23 protein-coding genes and 1 riboswitch are annotated in these 26,136 nt (G+C 71.1%); of the genes, 16 read left to right on the top strand and 7 right to left on the bottom strand.

Going from position 1 to position 26,136, the window contains the following annotated elements; translation table 11 throughout:
• Positions 1-49 precede the first annotated feature (49 nt).
• Positions 50-826, bottom strand: coding sequence for a bifunctional 2-polyprenyl-6-hydroxyphenol methylase/3-demethylubiquinol 3-O-methyltransferase UbiG (locus ACIQD7_RS13080; protein WP_240449839.1), 777 nt, complete (start codon positions 824-826; stop codon positions 50-52).
• Positions 827-891: 65 nt separating this feature from the next.
• The gene (locus ACIQD7_RS13075) at positions 892-1,497 is read right to left on the bottom strand and encodes a DUF3043 domain-containing protein (protein ID WP_053640362.1); all 606 of its coding nucleotides are present in this window, start codon (positions 1,495-1,497) and stop codon (positions 892-894) included.
• A 272-nt stretch (positions 1,498-1,769) separates the two neighbouring features.
• Here ACIQD7_RS13075 and ACIQD7_RS13070 point away from each other — a divergent pair, with 272 nt between their 5' ends.
• The 5 genes from ACIQD7_RS13070 to ACIQD7_RS13050 all read left to right on the top strand — a co-directional run bounded on the left by ACIQD7_RS13070 (position 1,770) and on the right by ACIQD7_RS13050 (position 8,624).
• On the top strand, positions 1,770-2,570 hold the full coding sequence (locus ACIQD7_RS13070) for a PspA/IM30 family protein (RefSeq protein ID WP_121828447.1): 801 nt from the start codon (positions 1,770-1,772) through the stop codon (positions 2,568-2,570).
• A gap of 30 nt (positions 2,571-2,600) precedes the next feature.
• Positions 2,601-2,879, top strand: a complete 279-nt coding sequence (locus tag ACIQD7_RS13065; protein ID WP_402441604.1) for a hypothetical protein — start codon at positions 2,601-2,603, stop codon at positions 2,877-2,879.
• 442 nt (positions 2,880-3,321) lie between these two features.
• Complete coding sequence (locus ACIQD7_RS13060; RefSeq protein WP_402441603.1) at positions 3,322-4,578, top strand: sensor histidine kinase; 1,257 nt, start codon at positions 3,322-3,324, stop codon at positions 4,576-4,578.
• A complete protein-coding gene (locus ACIQD7_RS13055) occupies positions 4,575-5,273 on the top strand; it encodes a response regulator (protein WP_402441602.1) in 699 nt (232 codons plus the stop codon). The genes ACIQD7_RS13060 and ACIQD7_RS13055 overlap by 4 nt, the downstream gene beginning before the upstream one ends.
• Positions 5,274-5,456: 183 nt before the next feature.
• On the top strand, positions 5,457-8,624 hold the full coding sequence (locus tag ACIQD7_RS13050; protein ID WP_402441601.1) for an efflux RND transporter permease subunit: 3,168 nt from the start codon (positions 5,457-5,459) through the stop codon (positions 8,622-8,624).
• Between the two features lie 96 nt (positions 8,625-8,720).
• Here ACIQD7_RS13050 and nadA read toward each other — a convergent pair whose 3' ends face one another.
• Positions 8,721-9,920: a quinolinate synthase NadA gene (nadA, locus tag ACIQD7_RS13045; protein WP_402441600.1), complete on the bottom strand. Its 1,200-nt coding sequence runs from the start codon at positions 9,918-9,920 to the stop codon at positions 8,721-8,723.
• A gap of 236 nt (positions 9,921-10,156) precedes the next feature.
• Between nadA and ACIQD7_RS13040 the strand changes: the two genes are divergently transcribed.
• Positions 10,157-10,513: an iron-sulfur cluster assembly accessory protein gene (locus ACIQD7_RS13040; protein WP_015033024.1), complete on the top strand. Its 357-nt coding sequence runs from the start codon at positions 10,157-10,159 to the stop codon at positions 10,511-10,513.
• Between the two features lie 70 nt (positions 10,514-10,583).
• On the opposite strand, the gene ACIQD7_RS13035 is transcribed toward ACIQD7_RS13040, so the two are convergent.
• Together ACIQD7_RS13035 and ACIQD7_RS13030 are read right to left on the bottom strand one after the other, a co-directional pair.
• Positions 10,584-12,134, bottom strand: coding sequence for a hypothetical protein (locus ACIQD7_RS13035; RefSeq protein WP_402441599.1), 1,551 nt, complete (start codon positions 12,132-12,134; stop codon positions 10,584-10,586).
• Between the two features lie 76 nt (positions 12,135-12,210).
• The gene (locus tag ACIQD7_RS13030) at positions 12,211-12,417 is read right to left on the bottom strand and encodes a hypothetical protein (RefSeq protein ID WP_402441598.1); all 207 of its coding nucleotides are present in this window, start codon (positions 12,415-12,417) and stop codon (positions 12,211-12,213) included.
• Positions 12,418-12,546: 129 nt separating this feature from the next.
• Between ACIQD7_RS13030 and ACIQD7_RS13025 the strand changes: the two genes are divergently transcribed.
• Entirely contained in the window at positions 12,547-13,521 is a 975-nt protein-coding gene (locus ACIQD7_RS13025) for a carbohydrate kinase family protein (RefSeq protein ID WP_402441597.1), read from the top strand.
• A gap of 41 nt (positions 13,522-13,562) precedes the next feature.
• Here the strand turns inward: ACIQD7_RS13025 and ACIQD7_RS13020 are convergent, their stop codons facing one another.
• Positions 13,563-14,951, bottom strand: coding sequence for a cysteine desulfurase/sulfurtransferase TusA family protein (locus ACIQD7_RS13020; RefSeq protein WP_402441596.1), 1,389 nt, complete (start codon positions 14,949-14,951; stop codon positions 13,563-13,565).
• A gap of 413 nt (positions 14,952-15,364) precedes the next feature.
• Between ACIQD7_RS13020 and coxB the strand changes: the two genes are divergently transcribed.
• The 4 genes from coxB (at position 15,365) to ACIQD7_RS13000 (ending at position 19,834) form a co-directional block, all read left to right on the top strand.
• A complete protein-coding gene (gene coxB / locus ACIQD7_RS13015) occupies positions 15,365-16,330 on the top strand; it encodes a cytochrome c oxidase subunit II (protein WP_402441595.1) in 966 nt (321 codons plus the stop codon).
• Positions 16,327-18,063, top strand: coding sequence for a cytochrome c oxidase subunit I (ctaD, locus tag ACIQD7_RS13010; protein ID WP_121828457.1), 1,737 nt, complete (start codon positions 16,327-16,329; stop codon positions 18,061-18,063). The genes coxB and ctaD overlap by 4 nt, the downstream gene beginning before the upstream one ends.
• Positions 18,060-18,458: a cytochrome c oxidase subunit 4 gene (locus tag ACIQD7_RS13005; protein WP_121828458.1), complete on the top strand. Its 399-nt coding sequence runs from the start codon at positions 18,060-18,062 to the stop codon at positions 18,456-18,458. The genes ctaD and ACIQD7_RS13005 overlap by 4 nt, the downstream gene beginning before the upstream one ends.
• Before the next feature lie 122 nt (positions 18,459-18,580).
• Positions 18,581-19,834, top strand: coding sequence for an Ig-like domain-containing protein (locus tag ACIQD7_RS13000; RefSeq protein WP_121828459.1), 1,254 nt, complete (start codon positions 18,581-18,583; stop codon positions 19,832-19,834).
• Between the two features lie 41 nt (positions 19,835-19,875).
• Here ACIQD7_RS13000 and ACIQD7_RS12995 read toward each other — a convergent pair whose 3' ends face one another.
• Positions 19,876-20,277, bottom strand: coding sequence for a hypothetical protein (locus tag ACIQD7_RS12995; protein ID WP_121828460.1), 402 nt, complete (start codon positions 20,275-20,277; stop codon positions 19,876-19,878).
• Between the two features lie 202 nt (positions 20,278-20,479).
• On the opposite strand from ACIQD7_RS12995, the gene ACIQD7_RS12990 reads away from it, so the two are divergent.
• From ACIQD7_RS12990 to trpD, 5 genes are all read left to right on the top strand, one after another.
• Positions 20,480-21,100, top strand: coding sequence for a heme-copper oxidase subunit III (locus ACIQD7_RS12990; RefSeq protein WP_121828461.1), 621 nt, complete (start codon positions 20,480-20,482; stop codon positions 21,098-21,100).
• Positions 21,101-21,174: 74 nt separating this feature from the next.
• Positions 21,175-21,984 carry a c-type cytochrome gene (locus ACIQD7_RS12985; protein ID WP_402441594.1) on the top strand — a complete coding sequence of 270 codons (810 nt, stop codon included), beginning with the start codon at positions 21,175-21,177 and terminating at the stop codon, positions 21,982-21,984.
• Positions 21,981-23,033 carry a Rieske 2Fe-2S domain-containing protein gene (locus ACIQD7_RS12980; protein WP_121828463.1) on the top strand — a complete coding sequence of 351 codons (1,053 nt, stop codon included), beginning with the start codon at positions 21,981-21,983 and terminating at the stop codon, positions 23,031-23,033. The genes ACIQD7_RS12985 and ACIQD7_RS12980 overlap by 4 nt, the downstream gene beginning before the upstream one ends.
• Positions 23,030-24,655: a cytochrome bc complex cytochrome b subunit gene (locus ACIQD7_RS12975; RefSeq protein WP_161373675.1), complete on the top strand. Its 1,626-nt coding sequence runs from the start codon at positions 23,030-23,032 to the stop codon at positions 24,653-24,655. The genes ACIQD7_RS12980 and ACIQD7_RS12975 overlap by 4 nt, the downstream gene beginning before the upstream one ends.
• A gap of 126 nt (positions 24,656-24,781) precedes the next feature.
• Positions 24,782-25,846, top strand: coding sequence for an anthranilate phosphoribosyltransferase (gene trpD / locus ACIQD7_RS12970; protein ID WP_161373674.1), 1,065 nt, complete (start codon positions 24,782-24,784; stop codon positions 25,844-25,846).
• Between the two features lie 86 nt (positions 25,847-25,932).
• Positions 25,933-26,049, top strand: a riboswitch (SAM riboswitch).
• Positions 26,050-26,136: the final 87 nt, after the last annotated feature.

Below are 26,136 nucleotides of genomic sequence, written 5' to 3'. Positions count from 1 at the left end.
AGCGCACCCGATCAGGGGGCGTCCGGGCCCCACCGCTCCCGGGGTCCCGCTACCCCCGCACCCCGCACAGGTGCAGCAGCGCCGCGATCCGCCGGTACGGATCCGTACGGCCCGCCCGCTCCTCGGCCGCGAACAGCCGGTCCAGCTCGTCGGCGGCCGGCAGGCCCACCTCGGCCGGGACGCCGTCCGTGAAGACCCGCACCCCGTACCAGGCGTGCAGCGGCGCCGCGATCCCCGCCAGCGTCGAGGTGAGCGCGTCGAGCCGGTCGGCCCGCACCTTCACCCCGTCGTCGTCGGTGTAGACGTCCGAGTCGAAGCCCCCGAGCGCCCCCGCCCAGTCCCCGGCGAGCCCCGGCCGCATGGCCAGGGCGTCGGCGTTCCGCACCACCAGGGAGAGCAGCCCCCCGGGGGCCAGCATCCGGGCCAGGCCCGCGAGCAGCGCGTCCGGCTCGTCCGCGTACATGAGGACGCCGTGGCAGAGGACTACGTCGAAGCTGCCGGGCAGGAAGTGCACCCCGGTCTCGCGCCCGTCGCCCTCGATCATCCGGACCCGCTCGCGGATCCCGGCGGGCTCCGTCGCCAGCGACTCGCGGGCCGCCTTCAGGAGGTCGGGATCGGCTTCGAGGCCGGTCACGGTGTGACCGGCCCTGGCCAGGCGCAGGGCCTGGTTGCCCTGCCCCATGCCCGCGTCGAGGATCCGCAGCCGCTGCCCCACGGGGTAGCGGCCGGTTATCTGCTCGTCGAGCTGGCGCGCGACGATCTCCTGACGGATGGTGTCGCGCAGCCCGCCGGTCCCGGCGGGCCAGTGCGCGACGGCGGGCAGCACGGGAGCGGCCGCCTCCGACGCGGACCCCTCGAACGGGGGGCCGCCGAACTCCGAGCGGTCGGCGCTCAGGGTCGCTCTCCGCGCTTGACCTGCGGCTTCGGCAGCCTCAGTCGGCGCATCTGGAGCGTACGCATCAGACCGTAGGCCACGGCTCCGCGCTTCGGCTCGTTCGGGAAGCGGGCGTTGAGCTGCTTCCTGAGCCGGATCCACAGACCGATCGAGTCGATGACGATCAGGATGATCACGCCGAGCCAGAGGAGCAGCGAGATGTTCTGCAGCGCCCGGTTGGCGTTGCCGAACAGCGACAGCACGAGGATCACCACGGCCATCGGCAGGAAGAACTCGGCGATCGCGAACCGCGAGTCGACGAAGTCGCGCACGAAGCGGCGCACCGGACCCTTGTCACGGGCCGGCAGGTAACGCTCGTCGCCACTGGCCAACGCCTCGCGCTGACGGGCCAGGTCCGAGCGGCGTGCCTCGCGCTGGCGCTTGGCGGCCTCCTTGCGGTCGAGCGGCACCGTCGAGGCGCGACGGCGCTGGGACTGCGCCTCGCTCCGCTTCGGTGTCGGGCGGCCCTTGGGGGCCTCGGGGTCGCGGGGCTGCTGGGTGGAGAGGTCCGCCGTCACCTTGTCGGTGGGGGCCTTCTCGTCCTTCGAACGGCTACGGAACACAAAACCCAAGGGTACGGGGTAGGGGGCATGAACCCCATGCCGGGCGGGAACGATCCGCTAACGGACTGCGTCTTGGGCGGTACGTACGGGGGAAGGCCACGGGTTTCCCCGGACTCCGTCTACTCCCTGCGCGGGAGGGGACGCCGCACGCAGTCGTCCTTGGGGAGGAGCGCATCCCGCTCCGAACAGTGCGGTAATGGAGTCGGGGCCCGTACTGTGGACCTTGTTGAAGAGCTGGAGCCGAGTCCGTCAGAAGGGGGCGCGCGAAGCCCATGAGCGGTGTCATGAAGCGTATGGGGATGATCTTCCGCGCGAAGGCGAACAAGGCCCTTGACCGGGCCGAGGATCCGCGCGAGACGCTCGACTACTCCTACCAGAAGCAGCTGGAGCTGCTGCAGAAGGTGCGACGGGGCGTCGCCGACGTCGCCACCTCCCGCAAGCGGCTCGAACTCCAGCTGAACCAGCTGCAGGGCCAGTCCGCCAAGCTGGAGGACCAGGGCCGCAAGGCGCTGGCGCTCGGCCGCGAGGACCTGGCGCGCGAGGCGCTGTCCCGGCGGGCCGCGCTCCAGCAGCAGGTCAGCGACCTGGAGGTGCAGCACCAGACGCTCCAGGGCGAGGAGGAGAAGCTCACCCTCGCCGCCCAGCGTCTCCAGGCCAAGGTCGACGCCTTCCGCACCAAGAAGGAGACGATCAAGGCGACCTACACGGCGGCCCAGGCCCAGACCCGGATCGCGGAGTCCTTCTCCGGCATCTCGGAGGAGATGAGCGACGTCGGCCTGGCGATCCAGCGGGCCGAGGACAAGACCGCCCAGCTCCAGGCGCGCGCCGGCGCGATCGACGAGCTGCTCGCCTCGGGCGCCCTGGACGACCAGTCCGGGCTCGCGAAGGACGACATCCAGGCGGAGCTGGACCGGCTCTCCGGCGGCACGGACGTCGAGCTGGAGCTCCAGCGGATGAAGGCCGAGCTGGCCGGGGGCCCGTCGGCGCAGCAGCAGGCGCTGGAGGGCGGCAACGGCACGGCGGCGCCGCAGCAGCAGAACCAGCAGCAGTCCCACCCGCGCTTCGAGAAGTAGCCCTCGGTTCTCCGGAAGACAGGACGCGTCATGATCGTACGGATCATGGGGGAGGGCCAGTGGAAGCTGGCCGACAGCCACTTCGTCGAGCTGAACCGGCTCGACGACGAACTGCTCGCGGAGATGGAGACCGGCGACACGACCGGCTTCCGGCGCACGCTCGGCGCCCTCCTCGACGCGGTCCGCCGCCTCGGCGATCCCCTCCCCGACGACGTCCTGGAACCCTCGGAACTGATCCTCCCGGCCCCGGACGCGAGCCTGGAGGAAGTCAGGAAGATGCTCTCCGACGACGGCCTCATCCCCGGCTGACCCTTTCTCGCCTCGAAGGTCCCGGCCCCCTCGGGGTCCGGGACCTTCGCGCTGCCGGCCCCGGCGGCCCCACGACCCCGAGCCGAACGCCCGGGCTCCGAACCCCCGGGCCCCCGCCCCCTTGGCCTCCGGCCCCGTGCTCGTACCGGACCCCCATCCGTGCCCCTCCCGGAGCAGGCGGCCCGATCCCGGACACCCGGACCCTCCGCCTTCGGCCCCCCGGGCCCGTACCGCGGACCCCGTCCCTGCCCGCCCCGGAGCGGGTGGCCCGGTCGCGGGCCCGGCTCCCCGGCCACCGGGCTTCCGGCCCCCGGACCCTGAGCCCTGGCCCCGGCCTCTGGCCCCCGGGCCCCTGACCCCCGGCCCCCGAGCCCGGGGCACAGGTCCCGCCTCCGGGCCCGGCGGCCCGGTCACCGCCCCCCGCCCCGTACCGTTGCCTCCCGTGACTCCCACCGGATCCGCCGTCGGCGGTCTTTCCGCTCGGCGGCTTCTCGGATGGTTCCGGGCGCATCCGCTCGCCTTCGACGCGGTGCTGGCGTTCGGGGTGCTCGGCTGCATGGTCGCCGGGTCCTTCACCGACCCGCACGGCAGTCCCAGCGGGCCCACGTTCGGGGACCGGGCGCCCGACGCGTGGAGCGTGCTGCTCATGGTCGCCGGGGCCGTCGCGCTGGTGTGGCGCCGCCGCAGGCCCTTCGCCGTGCTCTGCCTCACCGTGTCGGTCGCCCTCGTCGAGCTGGTCGACGACACCAGACCCGCCCCCATCGCCATGAGCGTCGTCGTCGCGCTCTGCACGGTCGCCGCGCGCACCGACCGGCCCACCACCTGGCGGGTCGGCCTCGCCACCATGACGGTGCTCACCGCCGCGGCCATGGTCTTCGGCCCGACCCCCTGGTACGCGCAGGAGAACCTCGGCGTCTTCGCCTGGACCGGCATGGCGGCCGCCGCCGGGGACGCCGTCCGCAGCCGGCGGGCCTTCGTCGACGCCATCCGGGAGCGCGCCGAACGCGCCGAACGCACCCGCGAGGAGGAGGCCGGGCGCCGGGTCGCCGAGGAGCGGCTGCGGATCGCCCGCGACCTCCACGACGTCGTCGCCCACCACATCGCCCTGGTGAGCGTCCAGGCCGGCGTCGCCGCCCACCTCATGGAGAAGCGCCCCGACCAGGCCAAGGAGGCCCTCGCGCACGTCCGCGAGGCCAGCCGCTCCGCCCTCGACGAGCTGCGCGCCACCGTCGGCCTGCTGCGCCAGTCCGGCGACCCCGAGGCCCCCACCGAGCCCGCCCCCGGCCTCGCCGTCCTCGACGGGCTGCTCGACAGCTTCCGCAAGGCCGGCCTCCCGGTCGCCCTGGCCCGCACCGACGGCGAGAAGCCGCTGCCCGCCGCCGTCGACCTGGCCGCCTACAGGATCGTCCAGGAGGCCCTGACCAACGTGCGCAAGCACGCGGGACCGGACGCCGAGGCCGAGGTCAGCGTCGTGCGGGTGGGCCGTACGGTCGAGATCACCGTCCTCGACAACGGCCCGCCCGCCCCCGCCCCCGCCCGCCCCCCGGCCGGCGGCCACGGCCTCCTCGGGATGCGCGAGCGGGTCGGCGCCCTCGGCGGCACCCTGACCACCGCACCCCGCTACGGCGGCGGCTTCCGCGTCCAGGCGATACTGCCCGTGGCCCCCCGCACCGGGGAGGGCGAGGGAGAGGACACATGACGATCCGGGTGCTGCTCGCCGACGACCAGGCCCTGCTGCGCAGCGCCTTCCGGATCCTGGTCGACTCCGAACCCGACATGCAGGTCGTCGGCGAGGCCGCCGACGGCGCCCGGGCCGTCGAGCTGGCCCGCGCCGAACGGCCCGACGTCGTCCTGATGGACATCCGGATGCCGGGCACGGACGGCCTCGCCGCCACCCGCGCGATCACCGCCGACCCCGCCCTCTCCGGCGTGCGGATCGTCATGCTGACCACCTTCGAGGTCGACGAGTACGTCGTGCAGTCGCTGCGCGCCGGGGCCTCCGGCTTCCTCGGCAAGGGCGCCGAACCGGAGGAGCTGCTCGGCGCGATCCGGATCGCCCACGCCGGCGAGGCCCTGCTCTCCCCGGCCGCCACCAAGGGCCTGATCGCCACCTTCCTCGCCCAGGGCGCCCGGGACGACGGCGCGGGCGCCGCGGGCGAGGGCGTCCGGGCCCGCTCCGAGCGCCTCGTCGCGCTCACCGCCCGCGAGCGCGAGGTCCTCGTCCTCGTCGCGGGCGGCCTGTCCAACGACGAGATCGGCCGGCGGCTCGACGTCAGCCCGCTCACCGTGAAGACCCACGTCAACCGGACCATGGCCAAGCTCGGCGCCCGCGACCGGGCCCAGCTGGTGGTCACCGCCTACGAGTCGGGACTGGTACGCCCGAGGGTGGAGTGACCCCGGCCGCGGGCGTACTCCAGACGCGGTACGCGCGGCGTGGGGAAGTGCGCCCGGGGGCCGAGGAATTCCGGCGGCGCATGGCCGATCGTATGGACGGGGGCGTCTCGGGTCGGTCGAAGGCCGCGGTTCCGGCCGCTCCCCACCGCCGACGCGTACGCCACGGAAGAGAGACCCCATCCCATGTCCTGGCTGTCCAGATTCAGCCTCGCGCAACGGGCCCTGATCGGGCTCACGTCCATCGTCGCGCTCGTGTTCGGAGCGATCGCGATCCCGCAGCTCAAGCAGCAGCTGTTCCCCTCGATCGAGCTGCCCGTGGTCTCGGTCCTCGCCCCGTACCAGGGCGCCTCGCCCGACGTGGTCGAGAAGCAGGTCGTGGAGCCCCTGGAGAACAACCTGAAGGCCGTCGACGGCCTGAAGTCGGTCACCTCCACCGCCTCCGAGGGCATGGCCCTCGTCATGGCCTCCTTCGACTACGGCGACGAGTCCACCAAGCAGCTCGTCGCCGACGTCCAGCAGGCCGTGAACCGCGCCCGCGCCCAGCTCCCCGACACGGTCGACCCGCAGGTCGTGGCCGGTTCCACGGACGACATCCCGACCGTCGTCCTCGCCGCCGCCTCCGACAGGGACCCGCAGGCCCTCGCGGACCTCCTCGACCGGACCGTCGTGCCCGCCCTCCAGGACATCGAGGGCGTCGGCCAGGTCTCCGTCAGCGGCGTCCAGGACCTCCAGGTCTCCGTCACCCCCGACGAGCGGAAGCTCGCCGCCGCCGGGCTCAGCACCATGCGGCTCGCCGAGGCCCTGCGCGCCGGCGGCGGCACGATGCCGGCCGGCTCCTTCGCCGAGGACGGCAAGAGCCGCACGATCCAGGTCGGCGGCGGCTACACCTCCCTGAAGCAGATCGAGGACCTGCGCATCCCGGCGGCCGCCCCCGGCAAGGGCCGGGCCGTCCGCCTCGCGGACGTGGCCACCGTCCGCCAGGAGGAGTCCCCGCGCACCTCCCTGACCCGCACCAACGGCAAGCCCAGCCTCGCCGTCACGGCCACCATGGACAAGGACGGCAGCGCCGTCGCGATCTCCGACGCCGTCGCGGAGAAGCTCCCCGAGCTGCGCCGCGACCTCGGCGCCGGCGCCGAGCTGACCGTCGTCTCCGACCAGGGCCCGGCCGTCGCCAAGGCCGTCTCCGGCCTCACCACCGAGGGCGCCCTCGGCCTCGTCATGGCCGTCCTGGTCATCCTGGTCTTCCTCACCTCGGTCCGCTCGACCCTGGTGACCGCGGTCTCCATCCCGCTCTCGGTCGTCCTCGCCCTCATCGTGCTGTGGACCCGCGACCTCTCGCTCAACATGCTGACGCTCGGCGCGCTCACCATCGCCATCGGCCGGGTCGTCGACGACTCGATCGTGGTCCTGGAGAACATCAAGCGCCACCTCGGCTACGGCGAGGAGCGCCGGGAGGCGATCCTCACCGCGGTCCGCGAGGTGGCGGGCGCCGTCACCTCCTCCACCCTCACCACCGTCGCCGTCTTCCTGCCGATCGGCCTGACCGGCGGCATGGTCGGCGAGCTGTTCGCCTCGTTCTCGCTGACGATCACGGCGGCCCTGCTGGCCTCGCTGCTCGTCTCCCTGACCGTCGTCCCGGTCCTCTCGTACTGGTTCCTGCGCGCCCCCGAGGGCACGCCGGAGGACCTGGCGGAGGCCCGCAGGAAGGCCGAGGAGGCGGAGGAGAAGAGCCGCCTCCAGCGCCTGTACGTGCCGGTCCTGCGGTTCGCGACCCGGCGCAGGCTCGCCAGCCTGGGCATCGCGTTCGCCGTCCTGGTCGTCACCCTCGGCATGACCCCGCTCCTGAAGACGAACTTCTTCGACCAGGGCGAGCAGGAGGTCCTCAGCATCAAACAGGAGCTGGCTCCCGGCACCTCCCTGAGCGCCTCCGACGAGGCCGCGAAGAAGGTCGAGAAGCTCCTCGCGGAGACCGAGGGTGTCAAGGACTACCAGGTCACCGTCGGCTCGTCCGGCTTCATGGCGGCCTTCGGCGGCGGCACGGGCGCGAACCAGGCCTCGTACCAGATCAGCCTGGAGGAGTCCGCCTCGTACGAGAAGACGCGGGACGCCCTCCAGAAGGGGCTCGCGGGCCTCGACGGGATCGGCGACACCACCCTCGCGGCCGGTGACGGCTTCGGCAGCCAGGACCTGAGCGTGGTCGTCAAGGCCGCCGACGCCGAGGTCCTGAAGAAGGCCTCCGAGCAGGTCCGGGCCGCGATCGCCGGCATGGAGGACGTCACCGACGTCCAGAGCGACCTCTCGCAGTCCGTCCCGCGCGTCTCCGTCACGGCGAAGCCCGCCGCGGCCGACGCCGGCTTCGACTCCGCCTCGCTCGGCATGGCCGTCGCCCAGGCCGTCCGGGGCACCCCGGCCGCGAAGGCGACCCTCGACGACAGCGAGCGGGACGTCCTCATCACCTCGGCGAAGCCCGCCACCACGCTCGCCGAGCTGAAGGCGCTGCCCCTCGGCCCGGTGCGGCTCGGTGACGTCGCCGTCGTCGAGCTGGTCCCCGGCCCGGTCTCCATGACCCGGATCGACGGCGCCCGCGCCGCGACGATCACGGCCAAGCCGGTCGGCGACAACACCGGCGCGGTCAGCGCCTCCCTGCAGTCGGAGATCGACGCGCTCGACCTGCCGGCGGGCGCCACCGCCACCATCGGCGGCGTCTCCGAGGACCAGAACGAGGCCTTCCTCAACCTGTTCCTCGCGATGCTCGCGGCCGTCGCGATCGTCTTCATGCTGCTGGTCGCGACCTTCCGGTCGCTGGTCCAGCCGCTGATCCTGCTGGTCTCGATCCCGTTCGCGGCGACCGGCGCGATCGGCCTCCTGGTGGTCACCGACACCGCCATGGGCGTCCCGGCGATGATCGGCATGTTGATGCTCATCGGCATCGTCGTCACCAACGCGATCGTCCTGATCGACCTGATCAACCAGTACCGGGAGCGGGGCCTCGGCGTCGTCGAGGCGGTCGTCGAGGGCGGCCGGCACCGGCTCCGCCCGATCCTGATGACCGCCCTGGCGACGATCTTCGCCCTGCTGCCGATGGCCCTCGGCATCACCGGCGAGGGCGGCTTCATCGCCCAGCCGCTGGCCGTGGTCGTGATCGGCGGTCTGGTCACCTCGACGCTGCTGACCCTGCTCCTCGTCCCGACGCTCTACGCGATGGTGGAGCTCCGCAAGGAGCGCCGCGCGAAGAGGAAGGCGGAGAAGCGGGCCGCGAAGAAGAAGGCGAAGGACGACGACATGGCGCACAACGCGGAGCAGCCGGACGTCTCGCCGCTGGACGCGAGCCTGCTGGACCTCCTGGACTGAGCCGGACCCGGCACGTGCCGAAGGGCGCCCCGCGACACGCGCGGGGCGCCCTTCGGCGTACGGACTCCGGTAGGTGCGGGAGTACCGGGTGAATCGTTACGGCAGCGCCAGCATCCGCTCCAGGGCCAGCTTCGCGAAGCTCTCCGTCTCCTTGTCGACCTCGATCCGGTTGATCAGCTTGCCCTCGGCCAGGGACTCCAGGGCCCACACCAGGTGCGGCAGGTCGATGCGGTTCATGGTCGAGCAGAAGCAGACCGTCTTGTCGAGGAAGACGATCTCCTTGCCCTGGTCGGCGTACCGGTTGGCCAGCCGCCGGACGAGGTTCAGCTCCGTGCCGATCGCCCACTTGGAACCGGCCGGGGCCGCCTCCAGGGTGTTGATGATGTACTCGGTCGAGCCCACGTAGTCCGCGGCGGCGACGACCTCGTGCCGGCACTCGGGGTGCACGAGCACGTTCACCCCGGGGATGCGGGCCCGTACGTCCTCGACCGACTCCAGCGAGAACCGGCCGTGCACCGAGCAGTGCCCCCGCCACAGGATCATCTTGGCGTCGCGCAGCTGCTCGACGGTCAGGCCGCCGTTCGGCTTGTGCGGGTTGTACAGGACGCAGTCGTCCAGGGACATGCCCATGTCGCGGACGGCGGTGTTGCGGCCCAGGTGCTGGTCCGGCAGGAACAGCACCTTTGTTGTGCCGGGCTCCCCCTGCTCGAACGCCCAGTTCAGGGCCCGCTCGGCGTTGGACGAGGTGCAGATGGTGCCCCCGTGCTTGCCGGTGAAGGCCTTGATGTCGGCCGAGGAGTTCATGTACGAGACGGGCACGACCTGCTCGGCGATCCCGGCCTCGGTCAGCACGTCCCAGCACTCGGCGACCTGCTCGGCGGTGGCCATGTCGGCCATCGAACAGCCGGCTGCGAGGTCGGGCAGGACGACCTTCTGCTCGTCGCCGGTGAGGATGTCGGCCGACTCCGCCATGAAGTGCACGCCGCAGAAGACGATGTACTCCGCCTCCGGCTTGGCGGCCGCGTCGCGCGCGAGCTTGAAGGAGTCGCCGGTGACGTCGGCGAACTGGATGACCTCGTCGCGCTGGTAGTGGTGGCCGAGCACGAAGACCTTGTCCCCGAGCTTCTCCTTGGCCGCGCGGGCGCGTTCCACGAGGTCGGGGTCGGAGGGTGACGGCAGATCGCCGGGGCACTCCACACCGCGCTCGCTCTTCGGGTCCGCCTCGCGGCCGAGCAGGAGGAGGGCGAGCGGCGTCGGCTGAACGTCGAGCTCATGACGGGTTTGGGCCGTGGTCACGTCACGCACCCTTTCTTCGGGGAACCTTTTCGTCTAAATGACGCTATCTATCATAACCCCTTCACGTCACGTTGACGATGTCCATAGTGTCGATGTGACGAATTCGCCTTCCGCGCGGCTGGACAGGGTGTGCGAGCATGAAAGAAGGAAAACCCCACTCGGCCCGGAATGAATCCGGGGCACCGTCGGTTTCCACCGTCGGCAAGCAGTCTCCGTACACACCGGGAGAGAAGCAGATGTCCGTATCGGACGAGAAGACCACTGTCAGCGACGGCATCCTCCTGTCCGACGCCGCCGCGGCGAAGGTCAAGGCCCTCCTCGACCAGGAAGGCCGCGAGGACCTGGCCCTGCGCGTCGCCGTTCAGCCCGGTGGCTGCTCCGGCCTGCGTTACCAGCTCTTCTTCGACGAGCGCTCGCTCGACGGCGACGTCGTGAAGGACTTCGACGGCGTCAAGGTCGTCACCGACCGCATGAGCGCCCCGTACCTCGGCGGTGCCTCGATCGACTTCGTCGACACCATCGAGAAGCAGGGCTTCACCATCGACAACCCGAACGCCACGGGCTCCTGCGCCTGCGGCGACTCGTTCAGCTAAGTCGTACGCGTGAACGAGGGCGGGCCCCGGAATTCCTTCCGGGGCCCGCCCTCACGCGTGTACGGGGACGTCAGCGGCGCGGCACCGCCTCGCCGCTCGCCCCGTCCACCACCGGCCGCGAGCCGAGCGGGGCGTCCAGGTCCACCGTCAGGACCACCTCCACCGCCATGGCGACGCACATCCGGTCCGGATCGGGCGTGGACTCCTCGATCCGCAGGACGACCCGCTCCGGGGTCTGCTCCGCCGTGACCCCGTACGTGCTGCACACCCCGCCCCAGAAGGCGACCGTCAGCTTCCGGCCGTCGTCCCCGGGCTTGTACGACTGGATCTGCCGGGACGGCGCCGGGCTCTCGTCGGGCACCGGCGGGGTCGACGCCGGCGGCGCCAGCTGCCGCTCCTCGACCGCCGTGCGCACCACCGTGTGCGGCGCCGCGTCCACCGGATCCGCCGTGAACAGCCACGCCGGTACGAGCAGCCGCTCGCCGTCCGCGTCCCGCGCGGCGAGACCGAACACCGCGCCCGTCACCGGCACCTCGACCGGCGGGCCCTGGTCGGCGGGCGACTGACAGGGCGGAACGGGCTCACCCGTGGGCTTCCCGGCCCCCGGGACCTCCGGCTTCCCGGCACTCGGCACGTCCGCCCCGGGCTTCCCGGCACTCGGCACGTCCGCCCCCGGCTTCCCGGCGCCCGGCGCGTCCGCCCCCGGCTCCCCGTTCGGGACGGGCGTGGCGCAGCCGCCGATGCCGATCGGGCCCGTGCCCTTGGATTCCTCGTTCAGCTCCGCCAGCGCCTTCGCCGCCCCGACCACGGGGTACGAGTCGCCCTCGGCCGGCTCCTTGAGCATCCCGCTGCCGCCGGATACCCGGCCGTCCGGCTCGACGTGCAGCCCCGTCGACCAGCCGTAGGTCGGCAGGCCGCCCACCACCGGCTCGGCGTTGACCACCCGGACGGACCCGTTCATCACCTGGGCGGCGGTCACCTTCGCGTCGTCCTGGCCGATCGCCTTCAGGACGGGGGCCGCCGCGGCCTTCGCCGCCGCCTCGCTCACCGGCGAGCCGCCGCGCGAGGGCTTCGTCTCCCCGGGCGGCGGGCACGCCTTGCCCTTGAGACAGGTGTCGCCGACCGGACCGCCCTCGTACCAGGAGTACGTCCAGTTCCCCGGCGCCTTCCGCGCCACGTCGAGGCGCGGCCCGGAGCCGTCCTTCTCGGGCGCGATCGACCAGACGTCACCGGCCAGGACGGGGCGCCCGGAGAGGCCGAGCGCATCGGCCAGCCTGGTCACCTCCGCCGAGGTGACCAGGCCCTCCGGCCGGTGGACCGCGGCCGAGGAGGGCCCCTGGGGGAGTGGGCCCTTGGCTTTGTAGACGGTCCCTCGCGGACCGCCGCCCGGGTCGGGCTCGCCGGGCGCGATCCCGGCACCGCCGTCCGTACTCCCGTCGCTCCCCGGGCGCGGGGGCGACGGGGCTCCGGCCGCGTCGGCGGACCGGCTCGCGCCGTCCGCGCCGCCGCCGGACGCCGCGGTGGCGAGGTACACCCCGCCGCCCCCGGCGAGCAGCACGCCCGCCGCCACCGAGGCGGTGAGCAGCGTCCGCCGCCTCCGACCGTTCTCCGTACCGCTCACGGCTCAGCTCCTTCGGCCCTGGGTCGTCTCCGTGCGAAGACACCGGTGGGACGGAGCGGGAGCCCGGACGGTTCCGTCAGCCGCCGTACTCGGCGGTGGCGGCGATCAGCCGGGCCGAGGCGGCCGGCACCACCACGCCGTTGATCAGGGCGGGGGAGACCGGAGCGGACTCCGGCTCCACCGGGGCCACCCAGTGCGGGGCCATCCGGACGCCGTCGCCGCGCAGCTGCGCCAGGCTCAGCTCGGACTCGTGTCGCTCACGGGGAGCGGGGTAGAGACTCATGGGCGCACCGTACGCACCACCGGCCCGCGGAGAAAAGACCTACTCTGGGGTAGTTTCCACTGTTCGGCAGGGCCGCCCCCAGCGGGTAGCGTGAACTGTCATTACCGCCTTCCCGCAGGAGCGCCCGCCGTGCGTATCGCAGTCACCGGCTCCATCGCCACCGACCACCTCATGACCTTCCCCGGCCGGTTCGCCGACCAGCTGGTGGCCGACCAGCTGCACACGGTCTCCCTCTCCTTCCTCGTGGACAACCTGGACGTGCGCCGGGGAGGCGTCGCCGCGAACATCTGCTTCGGCATGGGGCAGCTCGGCAGCCGTCCGGTCCTGGTGGGCGCCGCGGGCTTCGACTTCGACGAGTACCGGGCCTGGCTCGACCGGCACGGCGTCGACACCTCCTCGGTCCGCATCTCCGAAGTCCTGCACACCGCCCGCTTCGTCTGCACCACGGACCGGGACCACAACCAGATCGGCTCCTTCTACACGGGAGCGATGAGCGAGGCCCGGCTGATCGAGCTCAAGGCCGTCGCCGACCGCGTGGGCGGCCTCGACCTGGTCCTGATCGGCGCCGACGACCCCGAGGCGATGCTCCGCCACACGGAGGAGTGCCGGACCCGGTCCATCCCCTTCGCCGCGGACTTCTCGCAGCAGATCGCGCGCATGGACGGCCAGGAGATCCGCACCCTCCTGGACGGCGCCACCTACCTCTTCTCCAACGAGTACGAGAAGGGCCTCATCGAGTCCAAGACCGGCTGGACCGATGCGGAGATCCTCTCCCGCGTCGGCCACCGCGTCACCACCCTCGGCTCGCGCGGCGTGCGCATCGAGCGGGTCGGCGAGGACCCGATCGAGGTCGGCTGCCCCGAGGAGACGGCCAAGGTCGACCCGACCGGCGTCGGCGACGCCTTCCGGGCCGGCTTCCTCACCGGTCTGACCTGGGGCGTCGGCCACGAGCGCGCCGCGCAGGTCGGCTGCATGGTGGCCACGCTCGTCATCGAGACCCTGGGCACCCAGGAGTACACCCTGGGCCGGGCCAACTTCATGGAGCGCTTCACCAAGGCGTACGGCGACGAGGCCGCCGCCGAGGTCCACGCCCACCTGGCCTGACCCCGCCCCCGCCGGGCCCGGGACGCCCCGGGCCCGCGCGGTCAGGACGTCCGGCGCACCAGGTACGCGACGCCGCCCCGCTCGGACGGCTCCTCGCCCAGGTACTCCTGGCCCCGCATCTCGCACCACGCCGGGATGTCCAGGCGCGCCGCCTCGTCGTCCGCCAGGACCGTCACCGTGCCGCCCACCGGGACGTCCCCGATCACCTTCGCCAGCTCGATCACCGGGATCGGGCAGCGCCGCCCCAGCGCGTCCACGACCAGGGAGCCGGGACCGGCCGCCGGGGCCGCGGCGGGCGCGGCCGGGGCGCCGAGCCGTTCCCGCACCCCCGCCACCACCCCCGGCAGCACGTTGAGGAAGCGGTCCACGTCCTCCGCCGGGGTGCCGGCCGGCAGGGACACCCGGACGTTCCCCTCGCTCAGCACCCCCATCGCGCGCAGCACATGGCTGGGCGTCAGCGTCGAACTCGTGCACGAGGAACCGGACGAAACGGAGAAACCCTCCCGGTCCAGCTCGTGCAGCAGCGTCTCCCCGTCGACGTAGAGACAGGAGAAGGTGACGAGGTGGGGGAGCCGGCGCACCGGATCGCCCACCACCTCCACGTCCGGCACCAGCTCCGGCACCCGCGCCCGGATCCGGTCCACGAGCTCCCGCAGCCGGGCCCCCTCGGCGGCCGCCTCCGCCCGGACCGCCCGCAGCGAGGCCGCCGCCGCCACGATCGCCGGCAGGTTCTCGAAGCCCGGCGCCCGGCCCGACTCCCGCTCGTCCGCGGGGCCTTGCGGGGCGAACCGCACCCCCTTCCGCACGGCGAGCAGCCCCACCCCCGCCGGGCCGCCCCACTTGTGCGCGCTCGCCGCGAGCAGCGACCAGCCGCCCTCCACCGGACCCCAGCCGAGCGACTGGGCCGCGTCCACGAGCAGCGGCACGCCGATCCCCCGGCAGGCCTCGGCGACCTCGGCCACCGGCTGCGCGGTCCCCACCTCGTGGTTGGCCGACTGGAGACACGCCAGGGCCGTCCCCCCGTCGAGCGCCGCCGCGAAGGCCGCCGCGTCCACCGCCCCCGTCCGGTCCACCGGCACCTCGGACACCGTCCCGCCGGCCGCCGCGTGCGTCCCGGCCGCGTGCAGCACGGAGGAGTGTTCGACCGCCGACACCACGAGCCGGTTCCCGACGCGCCGGCGGCCCGCGAGCGCCCCGGCGACCCCCACGTGAACCGCGCGCGTCCCCGAAGGAGTGAACACGAGCTCGTCCGGGCGGCAGCCCACCGCCTCCGCCGCCGCCTCCCGCGCCGCGTCGAGCAGCAGCCGGGCCTTCCGCCCCTCCCGGTACAGCCGGGCCGGATCCGCCCACCCCTCGTCCAGGGAGGCGAGCAGCGCCTGACGGGCGACGGGGTGCAGCGGGGCGGCGGACGCGGCGTCGAAGTACGGCATCCACCCACCGTAGAGCGTGCGCCGCCCCGGCCCCCGCCCGCCCCGGACGCCCCTCCCGGCGCCACCGCACCGGCACCCCCCGTCCGCCCGGCGTGTCGCCCGGCCCCTCCCTCACGGGCCCGCGCACGCGTCCCCGCCCGCCCCCGGTGAGCCCCCGTCAGAACCGCCCCCCGACCGGCCGCCGGGCCGCCGAACGGGCGCGCCCGACCCCCCTGCGGAACCCCGGACTCCACCCCTTCGGGGAGTCGGACGGCGCGTTGGGCACCCTCCCCGCGCGACCCCAAATAGCGTCCAGTAGGGTTTGGTCCGCATAAACATCCAAACCCCTGCCCGCGGCACGGGGCGGCGACCGACCAGCGAGACGGACGGCCGTGGCCGACCAACGCGGGCCGAGACTCTCGGGAAGGCGCTACGTGAGTCCCAACGGCTCCGACCGCTCGTCGCGGCGCCCGATGCGGCGGAAGCTGCCGCAGGTGCTGACTGCGGGCCTGATCCTGGCGACAGCCACCGGCTGCTCGTACAACTGGGAAGACTTCCCCCGCCTTGGTATGCCCACCCCCGTCACGGAAGAGGCTCCCCGGATCCTCTCCCTGTGGCAGGGCTCCTGGGCGGCCGCCCTCGTCACCGGTGTACTGGTGTGGGGCCTGATCCTCTGGTCCGTCGTCTTCCACCGGCGCACCCGCTCCAAGGTCGAGGTACCTCCGCAGACCCGTTACAACATGCCCATCGAGGCGCTGTACACGGTCACCCCGCTCATCATCGTCTCGGTGCTCTTCTACTTCACCGCGCGCGACGAGTCGAAGCTCCTGGAGCTCTCCGACAAGCCCGCCCACACCGTCAACGTGGTCGGCTACCAGTGGAGCTGGGGCTTCAACTACGTCGAGAACGTGCCCGGTGTGAAGGGCGACGCCAAGACGGACAAGAACCTCGCCTCGATTCCGGACAAGTTCATCGACGACTTCCCGGAGAACGCGGGCGGCGTCTACGACGCCGGCATCCCCGGCGACCGGAACCCGCAGACCGGCAACCCGGGCCCGACCCTGTGGCTGCCCCTGGGCGAGAAGGTCCGGTTCGTCCTGACCTCGCGCGACGTCATCCACTCCTTCTGGGTGGTCCCCTTCCTGATGAAGCAGGACGTCATCCCGGGTCACACCAACTCCTTCGAGGTGACCCCGACGCGTGAGGGCACCTTCCTCGGCAAGTGCGCCGAGCTGTGCGGTGTCGACCACTCCCGGATGCTCTTCAACGTCAAGGTGGTCTCCCCGGAGCGCTACCAGCAGCACCTGAAGGAGCTGGCCGAGAAGGGGCAGACCGGCTACATCCCGTCTGGCATCGAGCAGACGGACCCGGCCAGGAATGCGGAGAAGAACCAACTGTGAGCATCCACAACGAAACCCAGGGTGCCGCCGCGGTCGAGGGCTCGTACGAGAACGAGCTGCCCGTCCGGCGCAAGCAGCCCGGCAATGTCGTGGTGAAGTGGCTGACGACCACCGACCACAAGACGATCGGGACCATGTACCTGGTCACGTCGTTCGCCTTCTTCTGCATCGGCGGCCTGATGGCGCTCTTCATGCGCGCCGAGCTGGCCCGTCCGGGTACGCAGATCATGTCGAACGAGCAGTTCAACCAGGCGTTCACGATGCACGGCACGATCATGCTGCTGATGTTCGCGACGCCGCTGTTCGCCGGATTCGCGAACTGGATCATGCCGCTGCAGATCGGCGCGCCCGACGTGGCGTTCCCGCGGCTGAACATGTTCGCGTACTGGCTCTACCTCTTCGGCTCGATCATCGCGGTGGCCGGCTTCCTCACCCCGCAGGGTGCGGCCGACTTCGGCTGGTTCGCCTACTCCCCGCTGTCGGACGCCGTCCGCTCGCCGGGCGTCGGCGCCGACATGTGGATCATGGGTCTGGCCTTCTCCGGCTTCGGCACGATCCTCGGCTCGGTCAACTTCATCACCACGATCATCTGTATGCGCGCCCCCGGCATGACGATGTTCCGGATGCCGATCTTCACCTGGAACGTGCTGCTGACCGGTGTCCTGGTCCTGCTCGCCTTCCCGGTCCTGGCGGCCGCGCTGTTCGCCCTGGAGGCGGACCGCAAGTTCGGTGCCCACGTCTTCGACGCGGCCAACGGCGGTGCCCTGCTCTGGCAGCACCTCTTCTGGTTCTTCGGACACCCAGAGGTGTACATCATCGCCCTGCCGTTCTTCGGCATCGTCTCCGAGATCATCCCGGTCTTCAGCCGCAAGCCGATGTTCGGCTACATCGGCCTGGTGGCCGCGACGATCGCCATCGCCGGTCTCTCCGTGACCGTGTGGGCCCACCACATGTACGTCACCGGCGGCGTGCTCCTGCCGTTCTTCTCCTTCATGACGTTCCTCATCGCCGTACCGACCGGCGTGAAGTTCTTCAACTGGATCGGCACGATGTGGAAGGGCTCGTTGTCCTTCGAGACACCGATGCTCTGGACGATCGGCTTCCTGATCACCTTCACCTTCGGTGGTCTGACCGGCGTCATCCTGGCCTCGCCCCCGATGGACTTCCACGTCTCCGACTCGTACTTCGTCGTGGCGCACTTCCACTACGTCGTCTTCGGCACCGTCGTCTTCGCGATGTTCGCCGGCTTCCACTTCTGGTGGCCGAAGTTCACCGGCAAGATGCTGGACGAGCGCCTCGGCAAGATGACCTTCTGGACGCTGTTCATCGGCTTCCACGGCACCTTCCTGGTGCAGCACTGGCTCGGTGCGGAGGGCATGCCGCGTCGTTACGCGGACTACCTCGACGCCGACGGCTTCACCGCGCTGAACACGATCTCGACGATCTCCTCCTTCCTGCTGGGCCTGTCGATCCTGCCGTTCTTCTACAACGTCTGGAAGACCGCCAAGTACGGCAAGAAGATCGAGGTCGACGACCCGTGGGGCTACGGCCGTTCGCTCGAATGGGCGACGTCCTGCCCGCCGCCGCGGCACAACTTCCTCACCCTGCCGCGGATCCGCTCCGAATCCCCGGCGTTCGACCTGCACCACCCTGAGATCGCCGCTCTCGACCAGCTCGAGAACAAGCCGCACGAGGCCGAGGCCCTCACGGGCAGCAAGGAGGCCGGCAAGTGAAGATCCAGGGCAAGATGTTCATCTGGCTGAGCGTCTTCATCCTTGCCATGGCGATCCTGTACGGCGTCTGGTCCAAGGAGCCGGTCGGCACGACGGCGCTCTTCCTGGCCTTCGGCCTGGCCATCATGATCGGCTACTACCTGGCCTTCACGGCCAAGCGCGTCGACGCCATGGCCCAGGACGACAAGGAGGCCGACGTCGCGGACGAGGCCGGTGAGCTGGGCTTCTTCGCCCCGCACAGCTGGCAGCCGCTCTCGCTCGGCATCGGCGGCGCGCTCGCCTTCCTCGCCGTCGCGATGGGCTGGTGGATCCTGTACTTCTCCGCCCCGCTGATCCTCGTCGGCCTGTTCGGCTGGGTCTTCGAGTTCTACCGCGGCGAGAACCAGAACCAGTAGCAGTACCCCGCTCCGCACCGGAGCACACCGAGGGGCCCGGACGCTTCGTCACCGAAGCGTCCGGGCCCCTCTTTTGCAGCACTCGGCGCGCCCCCTCCGAGGATTGTTCTTACGGTGAGGTCATGAACGACACGCCGCGCATTCGGACTGTTCTGAGCTGCACCCTGTTGGCCGTGACCGTCACCGCGGGCGCCACCGCGTGCGCCGGATCGGACGACCACCCGCTGACGGTGAAGGCGTACGACGCGGCGGACCAGCTCGCCGTCAGCGCCCCCGCCGACGGAGCCAAGGCGGACCCCGAGAAGCCCCTGGAGATCACCGCCAAGGGCGACGAGGGCCGGATCACCGACGTCACCGCGGTCGACGCCTCCGGACGCCACCTCGCGGGCGAGCTCACCGCGGACGGGCGGCGCTGGCGCTCCACCGCCACCCTGGCGGCCGGCGCCCGCTACACGGTCCGGGTGGCCACGGAGGACGAGGACGGCGCCCCCGGCGCCCGTACGTTCACCTTCGAGACGGCCCCGGCCGAGCGGGCCCTGACCGCGGCCTTCGGGCCGGAGGCGGGCACGTACGGCGTCGGACAGCCCATCACCGCCGACCTCAGCCTCCCCGTCAAGGACCGGGCCTCCCGCGCGATCGTCGAGCGGGCCCTCAAGGTCCGCTCCACCCCCTCCGTCGAGGGCTCCTGGTACTGGGTGGACGACAAGAAGCTGCACTTCCGCCCGAAGGAGTACTGGCCCGCGGGCGCGCGCGTCACGGTCAGCGGCAACCTGGACGGACTCAAGGTCGGCGACAAGCTCTACGGCGGCGCGTCCCAGCCGCTGAAGCTCACCATCGGCGACCGGATCGAGGCCATCGCGGACGCCGACACCCACCACATGACGGTGAAGCGCAACGGAGAAGTGATCAACACCATTCCGGTCACCACCGGCAAGCCCGGCTTCGACACCCGCAACGGCGTCAAGGTGGTGCTCGGCAAGGAGTACTACGTCCGGATGCGGGGCACCACCGTCGGCATCGCGGAGGGCAGCTCCGAGTCGTACGACCTGCCGGTGTACTACGCCACCCGGGTGACCTGGAGCGGCGAGTACGTGCACGCCGCGCCCTGGTCGGTCGGCTCGCAGGGCGTGGCGAACGTCAGCCACGGCTGCGTCGGCATGTCGACCGGGAACGCGGCCTGGTTCTTCGAGACCGTCCGCGCCGGCGACATCGTGAAGACCGTCAACAGCTCCGGGGACACGATGGAGGGGTTCGGCAACGGCTTCGGCGACTGGAACCTGTCCTGGGACAAGTGGCGCGAGGGCAGCGCCCTGGTGGAGGCCGCCGGCGAACCGGTGGTCTCCACCGAGCAGGCCCGCCTGCGGCCCTCCCTCTGACCGGCCCGGTCAGCCCACGCGTCTCCCGCGTCTCCCGCGTCTCACGCGTCGAGCGAGAGGCGGGAGCGCAGCAGGGAGGCCAGGGACGCCGCGAACTCGACCGGTTCCACCGGAAGGGTGACCGCGGCGTCCGCCCGGCTCCAGGTGGCCAGCCAGGCGTCCTGCGGGCGCCCGATGAGCAGCAGCACCGGCGGGCACCGGAAGACCTCGTCCTTGATCTGCCGGCAGACGCCCATGCCGCCCGCCGGCACGGCCTCGCCGTCCAGGACGCAGACGTCGACGCCGCCCGCGTCCAGCCGCTCCAGGACCGCGGGAAGTGTGGCGCACTCCACGAACTCGACCGGGGGAACGTCGGCCGCGGGCCTGCGTCCGGCCGCGAGCCGCACCTGCGCGCGCGTGTTCGCGTCGTCGCTGTAGACCAGGACCGTGGCACTCGACTGCATCGTTCCTCCGTGGGGAAGTCCGTGGGAAGGTCGTCGTCCGACGCGGCGGATGCTACTCCGGTCCACAGCCCGTCAACACCCGTTCAACACCTGTTCGAAGGGTGTCCCCGGGCCTCCGCACTGGGCCGTTCGGGCTGGACACACCCCCCTGACACTCCGAACGGCACCCCCCGGAGTGAGGGCGGGATAAGCGACCGACATAATGTCGGTCGTGGCGACAGTAACGACAGTAGAAACAGGGCACGCACACCCGTCGGTCAATCGACCGAACCTCACCAGCGTCGGAACCATCATCTGGTTGAGCTCCGAGCTGATGTTCTTCGCGGCCCTCTTCGCGATGTACTTCACCCTGCGATCGGTGACGGGTGCCGACTTCTGGACGGAAAAGGCAGACGCCCTGAACTTCCCGTTCTCGGCGACCAACACCACGATCCTGGTGCTCTCCTCCCTCACCTGCCAGCTCGGCGTCTTCGCCGCCGAGCGGGGCGACGTGAAGAAGCTCAGGACGTGGTTCATCATCACGTTCGTGATGGGTGCGATCTTCATCGGCGGCCAGGTCTTCGAGTACACCGAGCTGGTGAAGCACGAGGGCCTCTCGCTCTCGTCGGACCCGTACGGCTCCGTGTTCTACCTGACCACCGGCTTCCACGGCCTGCACGTGACGGGCGGTCTCATCGCCTTCCTGCTGGTCCTGGGCCGGACGTACGCCGCCAAGAGGTTCACTCACGAGCAGGCAACCGCCGCCATCGTCGTGTCCTACTACTGGCACTTCGTCGATGTCGTCTGGATCGGCCTCTTCGCCACGATCTACATGATCAAGTAATCGGTCCCGCCGACCCGGCGGACCGAGACATCCAGCAAGCATCGACGCAGAAGATCCTGACACCGGGGTAATCCGTGAAAAAGCTCTCCGCACGACGACGCCATCCGCTGGCGGCGGTCGTCGTCCTACTCCTCGCGCTGGCGGCCACTGGGGGGCTGTACGCCGCGTTCGCGCCGGCGGGCACCGCGAAGGCAGATGAAACCGCCCAGTCCCTCGCCATCGAGGAGGGCAAGAAGCTCTACTCCGTCGGCTGCGCCAGCTGCCACGGAACCGGCGGTCAGGGCACCACTGACGGCCCCTCCCTCGTCGGCGTCGGTTCGGCCTCCGTCGACTTCCAGGTCGGCACCGGCCGTATGCCGGCCCAGCAGCCGGGCGCCCAGGTCCCGAAGAAGAAGGTCATCTACTCGCAGGCCGAGATCGACCAGCTCGCGGCGTACATCGCCTCCCTGGGCGCCGGTCCGATCACGCCGACCGAGAAGCAGTACAATCCCGCGGGCGCCGACGCCGCCAAGGGCGGCGAGCTGTTCCGCACCAACTGTGCCCAGTGCCACAACTTCACCGGTGAGGGTGGCGCGCTGACCCACGGCAAGTACGCGCCGAGCCTCGAAGGCGTGAGCCCGAAGCACCTCTACGAGGCCATGCAGACCGGCCCGCAGAACATGCCCTCCTTCCCGGACACGACCATGCCGGAGCAGCAGAAGAAGGACATCATCGCGTACGTCCAGGCCGTCAACGGCGAGAAGGCCGACAGCCCGGGCGGTCTCTCGCTCGGTGGCCTCGGTCCCGTCAGCGAGGGCCTGTTCGCCTGGGTCTTCGGCCTGGGTGCGCTGATCGCAGTTGCCATCTGGGTCGCGGCCCACACCGCTAAGGCCAAGAAGTCATGAGTAGCCAAGAGATTTCAGAAGAGAACCTGCCGGCAGGGCAGGACACCGCGCACGGCGCGGTGAAGGTCGCCGACGACCCGTTCGCCGACCCGGGCCTCCCGCCCCACAAGCCCCGCATCCAGGACATCGACGAGCGGGCCGCCCGCCGGTCCGAGCGCGCGGTCGCCTTCATGTTCACGCTGTCGATGCTGGCCACCGTCGGCTTCATCGCCTCGTACGTGATCTTCCCGGTCGACAAGATCGTGTACATCTGGCCCTTCGGCCGGGTGTCCGCGCTCAACTTCGCCCTGGGTCTGACCCTCGGCGCGGCCCTCTTCTTCATCGGCGCGGGCGCGGTCCACTGGGCCCGCACCCTGATGTCCGACGTCGAGGTCGCCGACGAGCGCCACCCGATCGCGGCGTCGCCCGAGGTCAAGGCGAAGGTCATGGCGGACTTCGCGGCCGGCGCCGCCGAGTCCGGCATCGGCCGCCGCAAGCTCATCCGCAACACGATGTTCGGCGCGCTGTCGCTCGTGCCGCTCTCCGGCATCGTCCTGCTGCGCGACATGGGCCCGCTGCCCGAGAAGAAGCTCCGGACCACGATGTGGGCCAAGGGTCTTCAGCTCATCAACATGAACACGCACGAGCCGCTGCGTCCCGAGGACGTCGCGGTCGGTTCGCTGACCTTCGCGATGCCCGAGGGCCTCTCGGAGCACGACCACGACTTCCAGACCGAGATCGCCAAGGCCGCCCTGATGATCGTCCGGATCCAGCCGGAGGACATCAAGGACAAGCGCGAGCTCGAGTGGTCGCACGAGGGCATCGTCGCGTTCTCGAAGATCTGCACCCACGTGGGCTGCCCGATCTCCCTGTACGAGCAGCAGACGCACCACGTCCTCTGCCCGTGCCACCAGTCCACCTTCGACCTCTCCGACGGCGCCCGCGTCATCTTCGGCCCGGCCGGTCACGCCCTTCCGCAGCTGCGGATCGGCGTGAACGACAAGGGCTTCCTGGAGGCGCTCGGCGACTTCGACGAGCCCGTCGGTCCTGCCTTCTGGGAGCGCGGATGAGCACCGTCACCGATACGAAGAAGAAGGCGCCCGCCGGTGAGCGGGTCGCCGACTGGGCCGACGGCCGCCTGGGGATCTACACGCTGGCCAAGGCCAACATGCGGAAGATCTTCCCGGACCACTGGTCCTTCATGCTGGGCGAGATCTGCCTCTACAGCTTCATCATCATCATCCTGACGGGCGTCTATCTGACGATGTTCTTCCACCCGTCGATGAACGAGGTGGAGTACACCGGCTCCTACGTCCCGCTCCAGGGACAGCTGATGTCCGAGGCGTTCAACTCGACCATGCACATCTCGTTCGAGGTGCGCGGTGGTCTGCTCATCCGGCAGATCCACCACTGGGCGGCGCTGATCTTCCTCGCCGGCATGTTCGTGCACATGATGCGCGTGTTCTTCACCGGCGCGTTCCGCAAGCCGCGCGAGATCAACTGGCTGTTCGGCTTCCTGCTGTTCTTCCTGGGCATGTTCACCGGCTTCACCGGTTACTCGCTCCCGGACGACCTGCTCTCCGGCACCGGTGTCCGCTTCATGCAGGGCGCGATCCTGTCCGTGCCGATCGTCGGCACGTACCTCTCGATGTTCCTGTTCGGCGGGGAGTTCCCCGGCGGCGACTTCGTCGCCCGGTTCTACTCGGCGCACGTGCTGCTGCTGCCCGGCATCATGCTGGGCCTGATGGTCGCCCACCTCATCCTGGTGTTCGTCCACAAGCACACCCAGTTCGAGGGCCCCGGCCGCACGAACAAGAACGTCGTCGGCATGCCGCTGCTGCCCGTGTACATGGCGAAGGCCGGAGGCTTCTTCTTCCTGGTCTTCGGCGTCATCGCGGTCATCGCGGCGATCGCCTCGATCAACCCGATTTGGGCCCTCGGCCCGTACCGCCCGGACCAGGTGTCCACCGGCGCCCAGCCCGACTGGTACATGGGCTTCGCCGAGGGTCTGATCCGTGTGATGCCGGGCTGGGAGATCAACCTCTGGGGCCACACGCTCGTCCTGGGCGTGATGATCCCGCTGGCGATCTTCCCGGCGGTGCTCGGCGCGATCGCGGTCTACCCGTTCATCGAGTCCTGGATCACCGGCGACAAGCGCGAGCACCACATCGCGCAGCGCCCGCGCAACGCTCCGACGCGCACCGCCTTCGGCGTCGCCTGGATCACCGCGTACATGATCATGCTCGTGGGTGGTGGAAACGACCTCTGGGCGACCCACTTCCACCTGTCGATCAACTCGATCACCTGGTTCGTGCGGATCTTCTTCTTCGCCGGTCCGGTCATCGCGTTCATCGTCACCAAGCGGATCTGCCTCGGCCTCCAGCGCCGGGACAAGGACAAGGTGCTGCACGGCCGCGAGTCGGGCATCATCAAGCGCCTGCCGCACGGCGAGTTCGTCGAGGTCCACGAGCCGCTCAGCCAGGGCGAGCTGCACCGCCTCACGGCGCACGAGCAGTACGCGCCCGCCGAGCTGCCGCCGGCCGTCGACGAGAACGGCGTCGAGCGGAAGATCGGCCGCCTGGAGAAGCTGCGGGTCAAGCTCAACAAGGGCTACTACGGCGAGGACAGCCAGATCGCCAAGCCCACCGTCGAGGAGTACAAGGAGATCCAGAGCGGCCACGGCCACCACTGATCGCCTGAACACCTGAAGTTCGCCACGGCGAGAGCCCCGTCCATCCGATGGACGGGGCTCTTTGCCGTCCCCGGGGGTCGATAGGGTGGGGCCGTATCCGTCACGTCGCGATGACCAGGAGCTGCCATGAGCGCTGCGACCCCCGCTGGAGGACCTACCACGGCGGGCCGCTCCTGGCCCGTCGTCCTGGACGGCCTGCTGTCCGGCCGCGACCAGAGCGCCGAGGACACCGCCTGGGCCATGGACCGCATCCTGCGCGGCGAGGCCACCGACGCGCAGATCGCCGGCTTCGCGGTCGCCCTGCGCGCCAAGGGCGAGACCGTCGAGGAGATCGCCGGGCTCGTCCGGACGATGTACGAGCACGCCAACACGATCGAGGTGCCCGGCCCCTCCGTCGACATCGTCGGCACCGGTGGCGACGGCGCCAAGACCGTCAACATCTCCACCATGTCCGCCATCGTGGTCGCCGGCACCGGCGCCAAGGTCGTCAAGCACGGCAACCGGGCGGCCTCCTCCGCCTCCGGCGCCTCCGACGTCCTGGAGAAGCTCGGCGTCAACCTGGAGCTGACCCCGCGCCGGGTCGCCGAGGTCGCCGAGGAGGCCGGCATCACCTTCTGCTTCGCGGTGAAGTTCCACCCGGCGCTGCGGCACGTCGCCGCGGCCCGCAAGGAGCTCGGCATCCGGACCACCTTCAACTTCCTGGGTCCGCTCACCAACCCGGCCCGCGTCCGGGCCCAGGCGACCGGGGTCGCCGACGCCCGGATGGCCCCGATCATCGCCGGGGTGCTCGCCGAGCGCGGCTCCTCCGCCCTGGTCTTCCGCGGCGACGACGGGCTCGACGAGCTGACCACCACGGCCACCTCGCGGGTCTGGGTGGTCCGCGACGGCGCGGTGCGCGAGGAGGCCTTCGACCCGCGCGACGCCGGCATCGACCTGGTGCCCGTCGAGGCGCTGCGCGGCGCGGACGCCTCGTACAACGCGGACGTGGCCCGCCGGCTGCTCGCGGGGGAGACCGGTCCGGTGCGGGACGCGGTGCTGCTCAACTCGGCGGCGGCCCTCGCGGCCCTCGCGCCGGGGGACGGGACCCTGGTGGAGCAGATCCGCGCCGGCATTGCGCAGGCCGCCGAGGCGATCGACTCCGGCGCCGCCCGCCGGGCCCTGGAGCGCTGGATCGCCGTCAGCAACGCGTAGTCTCCGGCCCCTTCGCCGTACGGCCCCGGTCCACCATGCGGACCGGGGTCTTGCGCATCCGCGATCATGTGGCAGGATGCTCTTCAGGTCACGAGTGACAGCGTTTTGGCCCCGGCTTGCTGTCCGGCAACCCTCCGTCCGTGGCGGGGTGCCCCGGGTGATGACCAGGCCGTAGGCAGCGAGGTCTACGGCAAGCGCGGACCCCTCGAACACCAGGGGTCCTGGTCTCTCGAGGAGCTTTTTCCGTGAGCAAGCGAATGCGATAGGGCGAATCCGCCCCTTCTTCACCC

It is taken from the genome of Streptomyces sp. NPDC093071 (genome assembly GCF_044754545.1).
Classification (GTDB): domain Bacteria; phylum Actinomycetota; class Actinomycetes; order Streptomycetales; family Streptomycetaceae; genus Streptomyces.
Note: the sequence above shows the minus strand (reverse complement) of the source record. Positions and strands in the feature narration are given on the sequence as shown.